This window comes from Lentzea pudingi, from assembly GCF_014646255.1.
GTDB classification, from domain to species: Bacteria; Actinomycetota; Actinomycetes; order Mycobacteriales; family Pseudonocardiaceae; genus Lentzea; species Lentzea pudingi.
On the sequence record NZ_BMNC01000012.1, the window covers coordinates 131,126 to 149,458 of the forward strand.

An 18,333-nucleotide genomic window follows, 5' to 3' on the forward strand; every position below is an offset into this window, starting at 1 on the left:
CTGGACCGATCCCGAACTACTCCTCGGTAATGTTCTGACAATGGGTCGAGTACTTCCGTTCGTGATCGCGGTGTCGCTCAGCGTCGTCGTGCTGTTCACCCCCGAGTCAGGTGTGCCGAGCTCGCCTCCTGGTACGGACAAGGTGGTCCACACGCTGCTGTTCGCGTTGCTCGCGTTCACCGGCCTGTACGCGAAGATTCCTCACATTCTGCTCGTGCTGGTGGCCTACGCAGGCATTTCGGAGGTGCTCCAGCAGCTGATCACGCCACTGCACCGCAGCGGCGACGTGCTGGACGCGCTGGTGGACGTGCTCGGGATCGGCCTGGGCTGGGCTATCGCCTCGGCTGTTCGCTCACGCCGACGTGGTCCTCGCACCACGCGTTGAAATCCTTGAGCTGCCTCCAAGACTTGCGCACCCGGTCGAGGCAGCCCGGCTCGTGCAGCACGTCGTCCGGCTCCCAGACCTTGCGCACGTAGATCGACCGGTGCCTGAGCAGGTCGAGGTGCGGGTGGTCGTCGGCGAACCCGCGCGGCTTCGACTTCATCACGTCGCCCGCGAGCGCCCAGCCCTGCCCGAGCAGCTTGTCCACGATCTTGCGCAGCAGGATCCCGTGCGCGTCGACCGAGGCCCGGTAGCGCGCCAGCTGGTCGGACTGCATGTGGAACGAGCCGCCGCCGGTCATCAGGCCCTCGGGGCTGAGCTGCACGTAGTACGCGCCGCCGCCGCGACCCTTCTCGATCACGCCGCCGCAGTGGTCCTTGTACGGCGTCTTGTCCTTGGCGAACCGCACGTCGCGGTACGGGCGGAACACCTTGCCCTCGCCGAACTCCTTCTCCAGCGCGAGCAGGAGGGCCTCCATCGGGGCCCGCACGTCGCGCAGGTAGGTCTCCTTGTTGTCGTCCCAGTACGCCTTCGAGTTGTCCAGAACCAGGCCGTCGTAGAAGTCGATGGCGTACTCGCCGAAACCGCTGAACGTCACCGAGTCAGCCTAGGCCGATCGCCCATGTGCGTGAAAATTCGTTTGAGTGCACACAACCAGGGCCATAATCCGACGAATGCCACGCCGTATCAACGCGCTCGCGACCTGGCTCCTCCAACTCGGGCCGGACGAGGTGGCCGCGATCCTCCTGCACCGCCGCGACGTCGCGGACCGCTACATCCGCACGCTGAAGGACCTCGCGACACAGCTGACCGACTCCGACTCGGTGCACGCCGCCGAGGACTCGCTGGACCAGGGCGCGCTCGACGTGCTCGGGACGATCGTCGCGCAGGGCAACACCGGCACGATCGACACGGTGTGCGCCGAACTGCGGTGCTCCGTCGGCGACTTCGAACGGGCTTTCGGTGAGCTGAAGCAACGGGCGCTGGCCTGGCCGGAGGGCCCGCGGCTCGTCGCGGTGAACTCGGTGCGGGCGACCGGGGCGACGCAGGGGCAGCTGACGTTGCGGCCGAAGACGCCCGGACGGCGGCGGGCGTCCGCGATCTCGCCGATCGTGGCCGCCATGTCCACTGTGGACGGTGTGGCGCGGCTGCTGGCGCACTGCGAGCAGGACAACTTCGACGCCCGCTACACCGGTGGCGTGGCGACCGTGGAGATCCGGCGGGTCGCACGGGCGTTGCGGGTCGCGGACGGGGTGCTGCGGCTCTGGCTGGAGCTCGCTGCCGAGGCCCAGCTGCTCGGCGTGGAACGGTCCCGGCTGCTGCCGACCAGGCAGGCCGACGCGTGGCTCGACTCGCAGCCGGGTCAGCGGCTGTCCGCGCTGCTCGCGGCGTGGCGGCGGATGGACTGGCGGCCGGAGCCGGACCTGGCGCGGGCCGCGTTGCGCGACTACACGGGCGCGGCCGGGCTGGTGCTGCGGCGGAGCGCGCTGGAGCGGTTCTCCGCGGAGGAGGCCTTCACCAGCACCGCCGAACTGGTCGAGGACCTCGCCTGGGAACGTCCCGGCGTGCACGACGTGCGGGCGACGGCGGCGGTGATCGGCGAGATGGAGTCGCTGGGCCTGGTGGCCGGCGGCGCGCTCACGCCGTTAGGGGTGGCGGTGCGGCACGACGGTGACGTCGACGCCGCCGCGGACGAGCTGATGCCGCCGGCGACGGAGAAGGCCGCGTTCCAGACGGACATGACCGCGGTGGTGAACGGGCTGCCGTCGCCGGAGCTGAGCGCGACGCTGAACCTGGTGGCGGACCTGGAGGACAACGACGCGGCACGGGTGTGGCGGCTGTCCGCCGGGTCGGTGCGGCGAGCCCTGGACTCGGGGCTGTCCGCCGACGAGGTGCTCGCGAAGCTGGACGCCGTGTCGGAGGCCGCGCTGCCGCAGGTGATCGAGTACCAGGTGCGGGACGTGGCGCGGCGGCACGGGCAGCTGACGGTGACGGACGTGGCGAGCTGCGTGCGGGCCACGGATCCGTTGCTGCTGCAGGAGATCGCGAAGTCGAAGCGGCTCGGTTCGCTGAAGCTGAGGTTCCTCGCGCCGACCGTGCTCGCGTCGGCCCAGCCGATGGCCGAGACGCTCACGGCGTTGCGCCGGTGCGGGTACGCGCCGACCGGCCTGGACGGCGGTGACAAGTCCATTGTGGAGACTGTCGGCCGACTGCGGGCGTCCGCCCGGGGTGAGCGGCGCTCCGAACGCTGGTGGCGGACCGAGATGGACGACCTGGAGCTGACGCAGCTCGCCGTCCGGCTGGTGGAGCAGGAACGGCCGAGCGCCGGCCGCGGCACCCCGCGGGCCAACGCGGCGCGGATGTTGCGCGACCAGAACGTCTTCCTGCGCGACGAGGAGGTGGTGCTGCTGTCGTCGGCGCTGGTCGACGGGAGCCGCGTCGAGATCAAGTACGCGAGCGGGCCGCGCCGGACCGAGACGCACCTGATCGTGCCGACCAAGCACCTCGAAGGGGTGCTGAGCGCGGACTGCGAGGACGGCACGGGCAGGGAGTTCGACATCGGGCACGTCCGCAAGGTCGCCCTGCCCGAATGACGCTGCCCGAGTGGCACGGCCCGGATGAACAGCTGGTGAAGTACCGCGGCGGCCGGTGATCACGTGCTGATACTGGAGGTGTGGCCGACCCGTTTTCCGCCGGACTGCTGATGGTGCTGGAGACCGTGCTGGAGCGCGTGCTGCTCGGTCTCTTCGACGTGGTGCACAAGGGTGCCAGGGACAAGAAGCGCCAGCGCGAGCTGACCAGACCGGGACCGCTGGTGGAGCGGGTCAGCGCGGAGCTCGCGCGCGGTGAGCTGAGCACCGTCGAGGAGCACGAGTGGCAGGCCGCCGTGGACGCGGTGCGCGAGTCCATCGAGGCCGCGCTGCCGTTGCGTCCGGACGAGGCGCTGCGGATCATGCTGACGCCTGAGTCGTTGCGCGCCCACGTGCTGTCCAGGTCGGTGGCGATCCGGCGGGCGGCGGGGCTGTCCGACCAGGCGACGGCGGTCTACGACGCGTTGTTGCTGAGGGTGTGCGTCGCGGTCGTGGAACTGGTGTGGTCGCAGCCGGAGTACGCGCGGCGGCTCGCCGTCGAGACGTTCCGGATGGGCCGGGCGACCGCCGACGCCGTGGCGCGGCTCGCGGACCAGCAGCAGCTGGCGCTGACGGCGTCGCACCGGGACTTCGAGGACCGGTACGCGGACCAGGTCGCGCACGCGCTGGGCGGGCTGGAGCTGTTCGGGGTCTCGCGCGGCCGGGCACCGCGGCGGCAGTCGTTCGACACGTCGTACGTGTCGCTGGCGGTGGCGCGGGTCGGTGACACCGACGAGCTGACCGGGGCCGGGCTGCCGGTGGCGGCGGCGCTCGCGGACACGCACCGGGTGCTGATCAGGGGCGGCGCGGGCGCGGGCAAGACGACGTTCCTGCGCTGGCTCGCGATGAACTCGCTGGGCCAGACGCGGACCTCGGGCAACGAATGGCTCGGGCTGGTGCCGTTCTTCGTGCCGTTGCGGCAGTACTCGACGCTGCCGAAGCCGGAGGAGTTCATCTCACCGACGGCGTCGATGATCGAGGAGGAGAAGCCTGCCGGGTGGGTCACCGCGCGACTGCGGGAAGGGCGCGCGCTCGTGCTCGTCGACGGCGTGGACGAGCTGGTGCAGGAACGGCGGGCCGAGGCCCGGCTGTGGCTCGAGCAGCTGGTCAACGCCTATCCCGAGGCCCGGTACGCGATCACGACCAGGCCTGCGGCGGTGCCGGAGGACTGGCTGGAGGACCTGGACTTCGCCGCGTTCGACCTGTTGCCGTTGAGCGACAAGGGCGTGCGCGACTTCGTGGAGGCCTGGCACACCGCCGCCCTCGACGAGCCGGGGCTCACGCGGGACGCGCGGGTGTGGCTCACCGACTGCGAGGCACGGCTGGTGACGACGCTCGCGAAGCGACCCGACCTGCGGCGGCTGGCGTCGAGTCCGTTGCTGGCAGGGCTGTTGTGCGCGTTGCACCAGGACCGGAACATGCACCTGCCGCGTGACCGGCGCTCGTTGTACGAGGCAGCGCTGGACCTGCTGCTGGTGCGCTGGGACGAGGACCGCGGGCTCGCGCTGCCGTCGTTCTCCAAGGAGGAACAACTCGTTCTGCTGCAACGGTTCGCGTACTCGCTGGTGCGCAACCGCGAGCTGATGGTGCCGCGTGAGGAGGCCGTGCACCGGCTCGGGAACGCGATGCGCGGGCTGCGGTCGCACGACATCGACCCCGACGAGGCGATGCAGCGGTTGCTGGAACGGGCCGGGCTGCTGCGGGAAGCAGGCAACGAGCGCGTGCAGTTCGTGCACCGGACGTTCCGCGACTACCTGGCGGCCAAGGAGGTCGTGGACGCGGGCGACCTGAACCTGTTGGTGGACAGGGCACATCTGGACGAGTGGCACGACGTCGTGGTGATGGCGGTCGCCCACGCCCGGCCGCGCGAACGGGCCCGCGTGCTGATGGACCTGCTGGCGGGCAACGACGACACCCGCAAGGACGAGCGCGGACGGGACAGGCTGCGGCTGCTCGCGCTGGCGTGCCTCGACCAGGCCGACGTGATCGAACCGGAGGCCGCACGCGCCCAGGTGACGGCGGCGGCCGCGTCGTTGATCCCGCCGACGAGCTTCGCGCACGCCGACGCGCTGTCCGAGGCCGGGTCGTTCGTGGTCGACCTGCTGCCCGGCCCGGAGGCGTCGGCGGAGGCCGCGTACATCGTGCGGACGCTGGCGAACATCGGCGGCGAGGGCGCGTGGGAACGGATCGCGGAGTTCGTGGCCGTGGACCACGCGATGGTCATCGACGAACTGCTGCGGGCGTGGCGGAACACGCCGGACGCGGAGAAGTACGCGCGTTCCGTGCTGTCCAAAGTGGATTTCGGTGATCGGCGGGTGGACGTCCGCGGGTGGCACCGGATCCAGTTCATCATGCACCTGGAGAAGCTGCGGTACGTGCGGTGCATCGGCAACATCAACCCGCTCGACCCGTTGGGCGCCATGCCGTCGTTGCACCGGCTGGAACTGTGGCAGAACGAGGTGATGCGCGACCTCTCGCCGCTGACGCTGTCACGTTCGCTGAAAGAGCTGCACCTGAGCAGGTGCCGTCCGCTCGGGCGGATCGACCTGGCGCCGGTGAAGGACCTGGACGAGCTGCACCTGCACTTCAGCCGGGTCGACCTCGCGTCCCTGGAGGGCGGCTCGGTGCGGCGCTTGCAGCTCCGCGACTCGGCCACCGACGTGGGACTCGACGCGCTGCCCTCGTTGCCCGCACTGCGGGAGCTGGCGATCGATCACCGCCCGCCCTACCCGCTGGCGGGGCTTGCGCGGTGGCCGACCATCACGACGCTGGAGGTGTTCGGGGTGCCGGCCGCGGACGACCTGCGCCCGCTGCCCTCACTCGAACACCTCGTGGTGCACCAACCGGAATCGCTCGCCCGGCTGGAAGAACTGCGTCAGGCCCTGCCTGGGCTGACCGTCACCAGTTGATGTCGTCGAGGCTGTCGAGCGGCCTGCGCTCCGTCTCCTCCAGCAGCTGCACCGACGCCGTGTCCGCGGCGTGCAGCTCGGCGGGGAAGGTGAAGCTCACCCGCTTCTCGATCTCGGTCAGCGACACCTGGAACACGCGGAACTCGTCCAGGTCGAGGGCCTCGGCCAGGACGATGTTCTGGGTGAGCAGGAACGCGCTGCAGCGCAGTTCGCCGTCCACCACGAACGCGATCGCCTTGTAGAACTCGCGCGGGATCGCGACGCCGCGGAACACCCTGTCGTCGACGTTGAAGACCGGACCGCCGTAGACGCTGACCTTGAGGTTGTCGACGTCGACGTCCGCGAGCACCGCGTCCTCGAGCCGGCCCCAGAGACCTTCCTTGGTGCTCTGGTTGAAGTCGTCCATCTGCGGCGTGATGTTCGTGAAGAAGAACGAGTCTTTGTTCGCCTTCTGCGCCTCGGCCTTCGGGCCCCAGCACAGGTCGGCGCGGCGGGCGAGGTGGCCGCGGTCGAGCCGGTTGTCGCGGTAGAGCTCGTCGCCGGTCTGGAACTCGGCCGGGATGCGCTCGTCCTTGACGAACGGGATGCCGGTGCGGCTCAGCGCCTTCATCTCGCCGCCGTCGATGTTCCACGCGACCCAGCTCGCGAACTTGCGCGACTTGCTCATCGCGAGCGAGAAGTGCGTGTAGTCGATCGTGGCCGAACCGTCGAGCTCGACCGCGTCGGCCGCTCCCGACTCGGTCAGGACGGGCATCCCGGCAGCGGTGCCGAGGAACTTCGCGTCGAATCCCGCACTGGTCATGGTGTCGCCCCCTACTGGTTCACCTGCAGGGTCGACATCTTCCACTGGGCCGTTAGCCGCACACACCCGAACAGCCCAGTGTTCACCGGCCGGACGGGAAAGCGCCGCGACCCCCAAGGCCGCGGCGCCGTCCCCTATCGGCCGACGAGATCGACGGTCTTGCCCGCCTTGCGCGACTCGTCCACCCACTGGTCGATCGCCTGCCCGCAGGCCTGGTCGAGGTGCCGGACCCCGCTCAGGTCCATCCGGACGTGCTCGCGGTCGACGCGGTCGAGTTCCTCCAGCAGCACGGGCAGCCGCAGGAAGGTCGCGTTGCCGCGCAACGCCACGCCCTCCGGCGTCACGGTGACCTGCAGCCTCGACACGTCCCAGGCCGTCTTGACGACCGCGGCCAGCAGACCGGCCACGGTGCCGGTCAGGAGGTCGGTCGCCACGATGAGACCGGCCGTGAGGACGAAGACGAAGCTCTCGGCCCTGTCGGTGCGCCACAACGTGACGACCTCGCGCAGGCCCAGCAGCTTCCACCCCGCGTGCACCAGGACCGCCGCGAGCACGGCGACCGGGATGAGTGTCAGCAGCCCGGGCAGCAGCACCACGAACAGCAGCAGCCACACGCCGTGCAGCACCCTGGACGCCTTCGTCCGGGCGCCGGCGGACACGTTGGCCGAGCTGCGCACGATCACCGCCGTCATCGGCAACGCGCCGAGCAGACCGCAGATCGTGTTGCCCACGCCCTGCGCGACCAGCTCCTTGTTGTACTGCGTGCGCGGGCCGGAGTGCATTCGGTCCACGGCGGCGGCGCTGAACATCGACTCCGCGGAGGCGACGAGGGCGAACACCACCGCGGTGCCGATGACCCCCGTGTTCAGCAACGAGAAGTCGGGCAGGTGCACGTCCGCCGACAACGTGCCGACCGTGATGCGGTCGACCGAGGACGCGAACACCGCCGCGAACCCGGTGCAGACGACCACGCCGACGAGGATGCCGGGCACCACGCGCATCGGCGTGCGCTGCCAGAGCAACATGATCAGCACGGTGAGCAGGCCGAGCGCCAACGCGATCGGCGAGACCAGCAGGTGCCTGAGCTGACCGAAGATCAGCACGAGGCCGATGCCCGCGAGCATGCCCTGCACCACGGACGGCGAGATCGCGCGGAACCACCGCCCGCACCTCGCCAAGCCCAATGCCACCTGCAACAGGCCCGCGCCGAGCACGATCACGCCCAGCGCCTGGATCCCATGCCTGCCGACGGCATCCGCCACCAGCACCGTCAGCCCGGCGGCCGGTCCGCTCACCTGCATCGTGCTGCCCGGCAGCAGGCCGACGACGATGCCGCCGACCACGCCGGTCACGATGCCGAGTTCGGCCGGCACCCCGGACGCCACCGCCACGCCCACGCACAGCGGCAGCGCCACGAGGAACACGACGACCGATGCGCCGAGATCGGTCCAGTACTTCTTCATCACGTCGGAACCCCTACAGCGGAAGGAAGGCGTGCTCGGCACACGCGGAGACCTCGCCGGTCTCGATGTCGTAGAACCAGCCGTGGACGCGCAACGAACCCGAGGCGACCTTCTCGGCCACGAACGGGTACGCCAGCAGGATCTCCAGCTGGGCGCGCACGTGCTCCTGACCTTCCGGGCGCATCGCGGGACCGGACGCCTCGCGCGGTTGCCCGGGACGCAACCAGCCGCGCATCGCGGGCAGGTGGTCGATGCCGCCGCCGTTCAGCGCGCCGACCGCACCGCAGTGCGAGTGGCCGCAGACGACGATCTCGCTGACACCGAGTTGCAGCACGGCGAACTCGATCGTGGCCATCTCGCTGGACGGCGCGGCCAGCGAATAGGGCGGGATCACGTTGCCCGCGGTGCGGAGTTCGAACAACGAACCGGGCTCGGCGCCCGTGATCGCGGCCGTCACGATGCGCGAATCCGCGCACGTGATGAACATCGTCGTGGGTTGCTGGCCCGCGGCGAGCTTGCGGCCGAGCGCGCGGGAACGCGACGCGGCGTGTGCGCGGGCATGCTGAACAAAGCGATGGAAGTCCATGGGAATCCCTCACTGCTGGAGAAAAAGGTGTTCGGTTTCGATCGGGGAGAGAGGACCGATCAGTTGCGGAACACCTGCAACGCAGGAGGTGTTCGCCAGACCAGTATCGGTTCGGCGTTGGACACGAGACCGAGAGCGGGCGGAACGGCACGCGGCAGGAGCACCGTGACGAAGGACGGAGCTGCCACCCTGGAAGTGCGGTCGACAGAGGTGACCAGCAGGCGCAGCCGCGTCGTCTCGCGCTCCTCGCGGGGCGCCTCCTCCTTGGGAGCCGACGTTTTCGACTTCGGTGGCGGTGCACCGATCGACGCCGTCGACACCGCCGGGGTGAGCACGGCGCACAGGGCGACGATGACAGCGAGAAGAACGCTGCGCATGCTCACACCCCCAACCGAGTCGATCTACAGCTATCAGTTTCGCCCGAAATGGACAACTTGCGCGATATACGAGACTGGATTCGCCCGCACCACACACAAATTTCACCCGAAAGGGTTTCTGGTCTCACGGAACGACAACCATGCACAGAGTGATCGCCGCGCGGTCGGGTTATGCCATCAGTGGACATCCAGATCGGCGATCCATAGCCGACCGATACGATCCGTGACGGAATGCCCAATGAGGCTCTCTTGGCGAGTGAGTTCGTCAGCCGCAGTGTGCGAAATGTGGCATTCGCAACACATATCTATTCGCGACGCTGGGTGGGCGCGTGATTTTTCCTGAAGTTCACCCCGGCGACAGGATTCAAGTCGCGAAGTGTGGGAAAGACGCTAGCGCGTGATGCCGAACTTCTCCTCCACCATCAACCAGAACCCGGGCACCGCCTCCGAGACCGGGAACTGCCGGATCTCCTTGCGCCCCGCCTTGCGCTTCTTCAGACCGCGAAAGCCGATGGCGATGCAGCCGTCGTCCATCGGCCTGCCTTCCGGGCGACGGCCTCCCAGCTGTCGCCCGTGAACCGTCCCCCGATCGACGCGAACGGCAGGAAGAACTCCCCCAAGTTCAGCCTCCGGCCCTCACGCGGGTGATGCCGAACTTCTCGCCGACCACGTCCCAGAACGCCTCGACGGCGTCTTCGGCCAGGTACTGGCGGAACTCGCGCCGCCCGTCCTCGCTGTAGAACGAAAGCCCCATGTGCCCCGGCACCACCGGAAAGTTCGCCGGCGAGATCACCGTGATCGTCCCGCGCCCGGGCGCCTGAGCTGACGCGACCGCCAGGTCGTCCATCGCCGTGAGCGCGAGCAGCCGATCAGCGACCCCGCTCGCCAGCACGCTGTCGACGATCTCGATCGACGACCTGAGCTCCTGGGAACCGGCATACCGGCCTCGCCACGTCGTGCCGACCTCGTCCCAGCTCCAGCACCCGGACGGTCCGCCGATGTTGCGGTACAGGCCCACCCAGTCGCCTTCGTCCATCCGCACAGGCTAACGAACCACCGCGGTCGCGGCGCAGCGGTTTTCTCGCCCGCCACAAAGGCGAACGCCCGCGCGACGTCGTTGTCACGCGGGGCGTCATGCTGCTCTCCGCAGGTCGAACGCCGTTGTCAGACCACAGCGAGCGGAAGCTGGTTCGGGATGACGGGCGAAGGCAGGTTCGAGGAACCCGTGAGGAACCTGTCCACGGCGTTCGCCACGGACCGCCCCTCCGCGATCGCCCACACCACCAGGGAGGCGCCGCGGTGGGCGTCCCCGCAGACGAACACGCCGGGCGCGGTCGTCTGCCAGTCGGAGCCGCACGAGATCGTGCCGCGCTGCGTGAGCGAGATGCCGAGGTCGTCCAGGAGCCGCATGTGCTCGACGCCCTCGAAGCCGATCGCCAGCAGCACCATGTCCGCGGGCAGGAGCTCGACCTCGTCGGACAGCGGCACGACCGAGCGGCGGCCGGACGAGTCCTTCTCGACGCGCACCTGCTGCAGCTCGATGAACCGCACGTGGCCCTCGTCGTCACCGACGAAACGCTTGACCGCCACGGTGAAGCGGCGTTCGCCGGCCTCCTCGTGCGCGGGGTACGTGCGCAGGATGTGCGGCCACACCGGCCACGGTGAGCGGTCGTCGTCGCGCACCGACGGCGGCATCGGGTACTGGTCGAGCTGCGTCACGGACAGCGCGCCCTCGCGGGTCGCGGTGCCGTAGCAGTCGGCGCCCGTGTCGCCACCACCGATGACGATGACGTGCTTGCCCTCGGCGGAGAACGACGACGGGCCGTCGCCCTCGACCGCGCGGTTCGCGGGGACCAGGTGGTCCATCGCGAGGTGCACGCCCTCGAGCTCACGTCCCGGGGTCGTCTTGTCGTCACGGCCGCGCAGCGCGCCCACGGCGAGCACGACCGAGTCGAACTCGGCTCGCAGCTGCTCGACGGTGATGTCGACGCCGACCTCGCAGCCGGTCACGAACCTCGTGCCCTCCTTGCGCAGCTGCGACAGCCTGCGGTCGAGGACCTTCTTCTCCATCTTGAACTCGGGGATGCCGTACCGCAGCAGCCCGCCGAGACGGTCGTCGCGTTCGTAGACGACGACTTCGTGGCCCGCGCGGGTCAGCTGCTGCGCGGCGGCGAGTCCGGCGGGACCGGAACCGACGATCGCGACCCGCTTGCCGGAGGACACCGTCGCCTGGGACGGCTGCACGTAGCCGTTCTCCCACGACACGTCCGCGATGGTCTCCTCGACGCGCTTGATCGCGACGGCACCACCGGCGTCGTGCGAGATCGCCAGCACGCAGGCGGCCTCACACGGCGCCGGGCACAACCGGCCCGTGAACTCCGGGAAGTTGTTGGTGGCGTGCAGGCGGTCCGAGGCCAGCTCCCAGTCGCCGCGGCGCACCAGGTCGTTCCACTCGGGGATGAGGTTCCCGAGTGGACAGCCCGCGGTTCCGCTGTGGCAGAAGGGAATGCCGCAGTCCATGCACCGCGTCGCCTGCGTGCGCACGGCGGCGTTGCGCTCGGCCGGCTCCTCGCGGAGGTAGACCTCGTTCCAGTCCTGCAAGCGGTCCGGCTTCGGACGCTTCGGCGCGTCGGAGCGGGAGAACTTCATGAAACCCTGTGGATCAGCCACGAGACGCCTCCATGACAGCCGCGTCAACGTCCCGGCCCTCGGCGCGGGCGAGGCGCATGGCCTCGAGAACGCGCTGGTAGTCGCCGGGCATGACCTTCGTGAACGCACCGGCCCGACGGGTCCAGTCACCGAGCAGCGACGCGGCGACGGCGGAACCGGTCGCGTCGTGGTGCTTGGTGACCGCGTCCTTGAGCCAACGCAGGTCCTCGGCGCTGAGGCGCTGCAGATTCACCATCTCCTGGTTCACCGACAGGGGATCCAGGTCGAGCACGTACGCGATACCGCCGGACATGCCGGCCGCGACGTTGCGCCCGGTCGGCCCGAGCACCACGGCCCGGCCACCGGTCATGTACTCGAACGCGTGGTCGCCCACGCCCTCGGCCACCAGCAGCGCGCCGGAGTTGCGCACGCAGAAGCGTTCGCCGACCCGGCCGCGCAGGAAGATCTCACCGGACGTGGCGCCGTAGCCGATCACGTTGCCCGCGATCACCTGCTGCTCGGCGCGGAACGGCGCGTCGTCGTGCGGCCGGACGATGATCCGGCCGCCGGACAGGCCCTTGCCGACGTAGTCGTTCGCGTCGCCGACCATCTCCAGCGTGATGCCGCGCGGCAGGAACGCGCCGAGCGACTGACCGGCCGAACCGGTCAGCTTCACGTGGATCGTGTCGTCCTCCAGGCCCTCGCCGCCGAAACGACGGGTGACCTCGGCGCCGAGCAACGTGCCGACCGTGCGGTTGACGTTGCGGACCGGCAGTTCGAGGGTGACTTTGTGCGCGTCCTCCAGCGCCGCCTCGGCGAGCTGGATCAGCGTGCGGTCCAGGGCCTTGTCGAGGCCGTGGTCCTGGTCGCGGACCTTGCGCTTCGCCGTCGGGTACGGCGTCTCCGGCACCTCGAAGACCGGGTCCAGGTTCAGGCCCGCGGTCTTCCAGTGCTCGATCGCGTCGTCCTTGTCGAGCAGCTCCGCGTGTCCGACGGCCTCGTCGATCGTGCGGAAACCGAGCTCGGCCAGGATCTCGCGGGCCTCCTGCGCGATGAACTCGAAGAAGTTCACGACGTGGTCGGCCTGCCCGGTGTAGCGGGCGCGCAGGTCCGGGTTCTGCGTGGCGACGCCGACCGGGCACGTGTCCAGGTGACAGACGCGCATCATCACGCAGCCCGCGACGATCAGCGGCGCCGTCGCGAAGCCGAACTCCTCGGCACCGAGCAGCGCGGCGACCACCACGTCGCGGCCGGTGCGCATCGCGCCGTCGACCTGGACGGTGATGCGGTCGCGCAAACCGTTGAGCAGCAACGTCTGCTGGGTCTCGGCGAGGCCGATCTCCCACGGCGTTCCCGCGTGCTTCAACGAGTTCATCGGCGAGGCGCCGGTGCCACCGTCGTAGCCCGAGATCAGCACGACGTCCGCGTGCGCCTTCGCCACACCGGCGGCGACGGTGCCGACGCCGATGGACGAGACGAGCTTCACGTGAACCCGCGCCCGCTCGTTCGCGTTCTTCAGATCGTGGATGAGTTGCGCCAGGTCCTCGATCGAGTAGATGTCGTGGTGCGGCGGCGGCGAGATGAGACCGACGCCCGGCGTGGAGTGCCGGGTGCGCGCGACCCACGGGTAGACCTTGAAGCCGGGCAGCTGACCGCCCTCGCCGGGCTTGGCACCCTGCGCCATCTTGATCTGGATGTCCGTGGAGTTCACGAGGTACTCGCTCGTGACGCCGAACCGTCCACTCGCGACCTGCTTGACCGCGGAACGCCGTTCCGGGTCGTACAGGCGCTCGCGGTCCTCGCCGCCCTCACCGCTGTTCGACCGGCCGCCGAGCCGGTTCATCGCGATGGCAAGGGTCTCGTGCGCCTCGGCCGAGATCGAGCCGTACGACATGGCGCCGGTGTTGAAGCGCTTGACGATCGAGCTGACCGGCTCGACCTCGTCGATCGGGATGGGCGTGCGGCCCTCGCTGCGGAACTTGAACAGCCCGCGCAACGTGCCGCCCTGCCGCGAGATGCGCTCGACCTCCGCCGTGTACTGGCGGAAGACCTCTTCCTTGCGCGTCTTCGTGGCGTGCTGCAGCAGGAACACCGTCTCCGGCGTGAACAGGTGCAGCTCGCCCTCGCGGCGGTACGAGTACTCGCCACCCACTTCGAGCCTGCGGTGCGCCCGGTCGGTGGGGTTGTCCGGGTACGCGCGGCGGTGGCGCACCGCCACCTCCTCGGCGAGCACCTCCAGGCCGGCGCCGCCGAGCTTCGACTGCGTACCGGTGAAGTACTCGTCCAGCAGGTCGTTCGACAGGCCGACCGCCTCGAAGATCTGCGCCGCGGTGTAGGCGCCGACGGTCGAGATGCCCATCTTCGACATGATCTTCAGGACGCCCTTGACGAGCGCCTTGACGTAGTTGCGCACGGCCTTGTGCGCGGGCACGCCCGTGATGGCACCCTGGCTGATCAGGTCCTCGATCGTCTCGAACGCGAGGTACGGGTTCACCGCGGCGGCGCCGTAGCTCAGCAGCGCGGCGACGTGGTGGACCTCGCGGCAGTCACCGGACTCGACGACGAGCGCGACGCGCAGGCGTTCCTTGGTGCGCACCAGGTGGTGGTGCACCGCGGAGACGAGCAGCAGCGACGGGATCGGTGCCATGCGGTGGTCCGAGTCGCGGTCGGACAGGACCAGCGTCCGGGCACCGTTCGCGATGGCCTCCGACGCCTCGCGACGCACGCGCTCGATCGCGGCCGTCAGCGCCTCGCCGCCGCCGTCCACTTCGTACAGTCCGGACAGGACGGTGCAGGCGAAGCCCGGCAGGTCGCCGTCGTCGTTGATGTGGATGAGCTTGGCGAGCTCGTCGTTGTCGATGACCGGGTAGTCGAGCGTCACGTGGCGGCACGACACCGGGCCCGGGTCGAGCAGGTTCTGCTCGGGACCCATCACGCGCTTGACGGATGTGACGATCTCTTCGCGGATCGCGTCCAGCGGCGGGTTCGTGACCTGGGCGAAGTTCTGCACGAAGTAGTCGTAGAGCAGCCGGGAGCGCTGGCTGAGCGCGGCGACCGGCGTGTCCGTGCCCATCGACGCCAGCGGCTCCATGCCCATGATCGACATGGGCGTGAGCAGGATCCGCAGCTCCTCCTCCGTGTAGCCGAAGGTGAGCTGGCGGCGCACGACGGACTCGTGGCTCTGCACGACGTGCTCGCGGTCCTGCAGGTCGGCCAGGTCGAGCAGACCGGCGTGCAGCCACTCGTCGTAGGGCGACTCCGAGGCGAGCCCCGACTTGAACTCCTCGTCGTCGACGATGCGACCCTGCTCGGTGTCCACCAGGAACATACGGCCGGGCTGCAGGCGGCCCTTCGCGACCACCTGGTCGGACGGCACGTCGAGCACACCGGTCTCGGACGCCAGCACGACACGGCCGTCGGCGGTCTGCCACCAGCGGGCCGGACGCAGGCCGTTGCGGTCGAGGACCGCGCCGACGAGCGTGCCGTCGGTGAACGTGACACAGGCCGGGCCGTCCCACGGCTCCATCAGCGACGCGTGGAACTGGTAGAACGCGCGGCGCTTCGGGTCCATCGTGGCGTGGTTCTCCCACGCCTCCGGGATCATCATCAGCACCGCGTGCGGAAGGCTGCGGCCGCCGAGGTGCAGCAGTTCCAGCACCTCGTCGAACGACGCCGAGTCCGAGCCGTCCGGGTTGCAGATCGGGAACAGCCGGGCGAGGTCGCCCGGGATGAGTTCGCTGTCCAGCAACGCCTCGCGGGCGCGCATGCGGTTGCGGTTGCCGCGGACGGTGTTGATCTCACCGTTGTGCGCGACGAACCGGAACGGGTGCGCGAGCGGCCACGAGGGGAAGGTGTTCGTGGAGAAACGACTGTGCACCAACGCGATCGCCGTGTAGAGGCGCTCGTCGTGCAGGTCGGGGAAGAACGCCGGCAGCTGCTCGGTCGTCAGCATTCCCTTGTAGACGATCGTGCGCGCCGACAGCGACGGGAAGTAGACGCTGCCCTCGTGCTCCACCCGCTTGCGCAGGCAGAAGGCCAGGCGGTCCAGGGCGATCCCGGACTCCTCGCGCGTGCCCTTCACGAAGAGCTGCGCGAAGTGCGGCGCCACCGACATCGCGGTCGGGCCGACGTCGGCCTTCTCGGGGTCGACCGGGACGTCGCGCCAGCCGAGGACGACGAGGCCCTCCTGCTCGGCGATGCGCTCGATCTCCTGCATCGCGGTGGCGCGTTCTTCGGCCTCGAACGGAAGGAAAGCGATTCCCGCCGCGTACTGCCCGCGCTCGGGCAGGTCGAACTCGACGACAGCGCGCAGGAACTCGTCCGGCAGCTGCAGAAGGATGCCAGCACCGTCGCCCGACGTGGGCTCGGCGCCGGCGGCGCCCCGGTGCTCCAGGTTCGCCAGCGCCGTCAGGGCATCGACAACGATGCCGTGCGAGCGCCTGCCCTGGATGTCGGCCACCATGGCGACACCGCAGGCGTCGCGCTCATCAGCCGGGTCGTAAAGACCCTGGGGGCCGGGGATGGCGGAGAAGATCACTTCGCAGACCTCCTTCGTCGTCCTCGCTAAAGAACAAAGTCCTCGTGCTCAGACCTCGAACCAACAGGTGGGAGCACGGGACGACGATGGCCCGCGTGTTGACGCGACTTTAACAGCCGCGAAACCCAGGGACACCCACCAATGGGTGATCTAGGTCATGGATGTGTAACGATTCCCGGCTGCGGAACGACATTGCGTCCAACGTCGGCGTTCGTTACAGCCGGGTAAGCGTAACCGAACGTTCAACTGGGGCCAGCCCGATGAGAGTTGCGCGACATTCCCGTCTTGCCACTGGTTGAGCCAGGCGCTCGGACATTTTAGCTGATCAGCGGCCTGTCGTCCCAGTTAGCGGACGCTCACCCCGCCGGAATCGATCGTACCGCCCCACCGTCCATACGGGCAGATCAACGGTTGTTCCCCACCAAACGAGACCGAGGCCCCGTTCACCCCACGCCGCATGTGGGGAGAGCGGGACCTCGGCATACAGGGAGGTCTGAGGTCTCGTGGCCGGAGGCGGGGAAGAGCCGCCTCCGGCCACGGACGTCCTCAGTGAGCCGCGACCGGCTCCTTCTTGTCGTCGTTCTCGCCGGTCGCCTTGGCGAGCAGGTCGTCGACGTCGACGCTGTCCGGGTTGTTGAGGACGTGCGTCAGGCGCTCCTTGTCGAGGCCCTTCTGCCAGGCGGCGACCACGAGCGACCCGACACCGTTGCCGATCACGTTGGTGATGGCGCGGGCCTCGGACATGAAGCGGTCGATGCCGACGATCAGCGCGATGCCGACCGCGGGGATGGCCGAGTGGGCCTCGAAGGCCTGCAGCGAGGCGGCCAGGGTGACGAGGCCGGCGCCGGTGACGCCCGCCGCGCCCTTCGACGCGATCAGCATGAACAGCAGCAGGCCGATCTGGACGCCGATCGACACGTCGTGGCCCGTGGCCTGGGCGATGAAGATCGCGCCCATGGTCAGGTAGATGCAGGTGCCGTCGAGGTTGAACGAGTAGCCGGTCGGGATGGTGAGACCGACGACCGACTTCTGCGCGCCCGCCGCCTCCAGCTTGACCATCATGCGCGGCAGCACCGACTCCGACGACGAGGTGCCGAGCACGATCAGGATCTCGTCCTTGATGTAGCGCAGGAACTTGAAGAGGCTGAAGCCCGCGAACTTCGCCACGAGGCCGAGCACCACGATCACGAACAGGATGCACGTGGCGTAGAAGGAACCCATCAGCCAGAGCAGCTTGCCCAGGACGCTGCCGCCGAACTTGCCGACGGTGTAGGCGATGCCGCCGAAGGCGCCGATCGGGGCGACGTACATGACGATCTTGATGATGCCGAACATCACCTTGGAGAGCGTCTCCATCGCGGAGACGACCTTGGCGCCGCGCTCACCCATGCCGGCGACCGCGACGGCCACGAGGATGGCGACCACGAGCACCTGGATCAGCTGACCGTCGGTGAAGGCGCTGACGAACGACTTCGGCACCAGGCTCAGGATGAAGCCGGTGACACCGGTCTCCGCGGTCGAGGCGGACTTCAGCGTCGCGTCGGCCTGGCTCGCGTTGAGCGTGATGTCGCCGCCGTGGTGACCCGGCTGGACGAGGTTCACGACGATGAGGCCGATGGCGAGCGCCACCGTGGTCATCGCGGTGAAGTAGAGGATCGTGCGGAGTGCGAGGCCACCCGCCTTGGCGAGGTTCCCGAGGCCCGCGATGCCGACGATGATCGTCGCGAAGATGGTCGGCGCGATGACGACCTTCACGAGGTTCACGAACAGGTCGGCGAGCCACTTCATCTCGGACGCCTGTTTGGGGAACAGGAAGCCGACGGCAGCGCCCAGAACGATGGAGACGAGCACCCAGAAGTAGAGGTGCTTGTAGATCGGTTTGCGCCCTGTGGTCGTGGTGGCCACTGTTCCTCCTTGAACTACGCGTTGGGGAGAGAGTGAGCCGCGCCACCACACCCGACAAGCCGACCTGAGGAAACTTCAGACAGCCCTGACGTA

At 69.1% G+C, this 18,333-nt stretch carries 13 protein-coding genes; 3 read left to right on the top strand and 10 right to left on the bottom strand.

Going from position 1 to position 18,333, the window contains the following annotated elements; all coding sequences use genetic code 11:
- Positions 1–40: 40 nt before the first annotated feature.
- Positions 41–385 (top strand): VanZ family protein, encoded by a 345-nt coding sequence (locus IEY88_RS32090; RefSeq protein WP_189158640.1) that lies wholly within the window; start codon positions 41–43, stop codon positions 383–385.
- Here the strand turns inward: IEY88_RS32090 and IEY88_RS32095 are convergent.
- Positions 333–980: a DUF2461 domain-containing protein gene (locus tag IEY88_RS32095; protein WP_189158641.1), complete on the bottom strand. Its 648-nt coding sequence runs from the start codon at positions 978–980 to the stop codon at positions 333–335. The genes IEY88_RS32090 and IEY88_RS32095 overlap by 53 nt on opposite strands.
- Positions 981–1,056: 76 nt before the next feature.
- Between IEY88_RS32095 and IEY88_RS32100 the strand changes: the two genes are divergently transcribed.
- On the top strand, positions 1,057–2,976 hold the full coding sequence (locus tag IEY88_RS32100) for a helicase-associated domain-containing protein (protein ID WP_189158642.1): 1,920 nt from the start codon (positions 1,057–1,059) through the stop codon (positions 2,974–2,976).
- Positions 2,977–3,056: 80 nt separating this feature from the next.
- A complete protein-coding gene (locus IEY88_RS32105) occupies positions 3,057–5,921 on the top strand; it encodes an NACHT domain-containing protein (protein ID WP_189158643.1) in 2,865 nt (954 codons plus the stop codon).
- Here IEY88_RS32105 and IEY88_RS32110 read toward each other — a convergent pair.
- From IEY88_RS32110 to dctA, 9 genes are all read right to left on the bottom strand, one after another.
- Positions 5,911–6,723, bottom strand: a complete 813-nt coding sequence (locus IEY88_RS32110; protein WP_189158644.1) for a DNA/RNA non-specific endonuclease — start codon at positions 6,721–6,723, stop codon at positions 5,911–5,913. The two genes, IEY88_RS32105 and IEY88_RS32110, sit on opposite strands and share 11 nt — an antisense overlap.
- A 134-nt stretch (positions 6,724–6,857) precedes the next feature.
- Positions 6,858–8,186 (bottom strand): SulP family inorganic anion transporter, encoded by a 1,329-nt coding sequence (locus tag IEY88_RS32115; protein WP_189158645.1) that lies wholly within the window; start codon positions 8,184–8,186, stop codon positions 6,858–6,860.
- A 13-nt stretch (positions 8,187–8,199) separates the two neighbouring features.
- Positions 8,200–8,772, bottom strand: coding sequence for a carbonic anhydrase (locus tag IEY88_RS32120; RefSeq protein WP_189158646.1), 573 nt, complete (start codon positions 8,770–8,772; stop codon positions 8,200–8,202).
- A gap of 59 nt (positions 8,773–8,831) precedes the next feature.
- A complete protein-coding gene (locus IEY88_RS32125) occupies positions 8,832–9,149 on the bottom strand; it encodes a hypothetical protein (protein WP_189158647.1) in 318 nt (105 codons plus the stop codon).
- Between the two features lie 390 nt (positions 9,150–9,539).
- Entirely contained in the window at positions 9,540–9,683 is a 144-nt protein-coding gene (locus tag IEY88_RS32130; RefSeq protein ID WP_189158648.1) for a hypothetical protein, read from the bottom strand.
- Positions 9,684–9,771: 88 nt separating this feature from the next.
- Complete coding sequence (locus IEY88_RS32135) at positions 9,772–10,185, bottom strand: hypothetical protein (protein ID WP_189158649.1); 414 nt, start codon at positions 10,183–10,185, stop codon at positions 9,772–9,774.
- 128 nt (positions 10,186–10,313) lie between these two features.
- Positions 10,314–11,819, bottom strand: coding sequence for a glutamate synthase subunit beta (locus tag IEY88_RS32140; protein ID WP_189158650.1), 1,506 nt, complete (start codon positions 11,817–11,819; stop codon positions 10,314–10,316).
- Positions 11,812–16,335 (bottom strand): glutamate synthase large subunit, encoded by a 4,524-nt coding sequence (gltB, locus tag IEY88_RS32145; protein WP_189158651.1) that lies wholly within the window; start codon positions 16,333–16,335, stop codon positions 11,812–11,814. Before gltB ends, IEY88_RS32140 begins: the two co-directional genes overlap by 8 nt.
- Positions 16,336–16,881: 546 nt before the next feature.
- Positions 16,882–18,240, bottom strand: coding sequence for a C4-dicarboxylate transporter DctA (gene dctA, locus IEY88_RS32150; protein WP_189158652.1), 1,359 nt, complete (start codon positions 18,238–18,240; stop codon positions 16,882–16,884).
- Positions 18,241–18,333 lie beyond the last annotated feature (93 nt).

Bases quoted from the DNA above. Each gene is read 5' to 3' on its own strand.
- IEY88_RS32130 (WP_189158648.1), bottom strand. From the start codon at position 9,683: ATGGACGACGGCTGCATCGCCATCGGCTTTCGCGGTCTGAAGAAGCGC.
- IEY88_RS32100 (WP_189158642.1), top strand. From the start codon at position 1,057: ATGCCACGCCGTATCAACGCGCTCGCGACCTGGCTCCTCCAACTCGGG.
- IEY88_RS32110 (WP_189158644.1), bottom strand. From the start codon at position 6,723: ATGACCAGTGCGGGATTCGACGCGAAGTTCCTCGGCACCGCTGCCGGG.
- IEY88_RS32125 (WP_189158647.1), bottom strand. From the start codon at position 9,149: ATGCGCAGCGTTCTTCTCGCTGTCATCGTCGCCCTGTGCGCCGTGCTC.
- IEY88_RS32120 (WP_189158646.1), bottom strand. From the start codon at position 8,772: ATGGACTTCCATCGCTTTGTTCAGCATGCCCGCGCACACGCCGCGTCG.
- IEY88_RS32135 (WP_189158649.1), bottom strand. From the start codon at position 10,185: ATGGACGAAGGCGACTGGGTGGGCCTGTACCGCAACATCGGCGGACCG.
- IEY88_RS32115 (WP_189158645.1), bottom strand. From the start codon at position 8,186: ATGAAGAAGTACTGGACCGATCTCGGCGCATCGGTCGTCGTGTTCCTC.
- IEY88_RS32090 (WP_189158640.1), top strand. From the start codon at position 41: ATGGGTCGAGTACTTCCGTTCGTGATCGCGGTGTCGCTCAGCGTCGTC.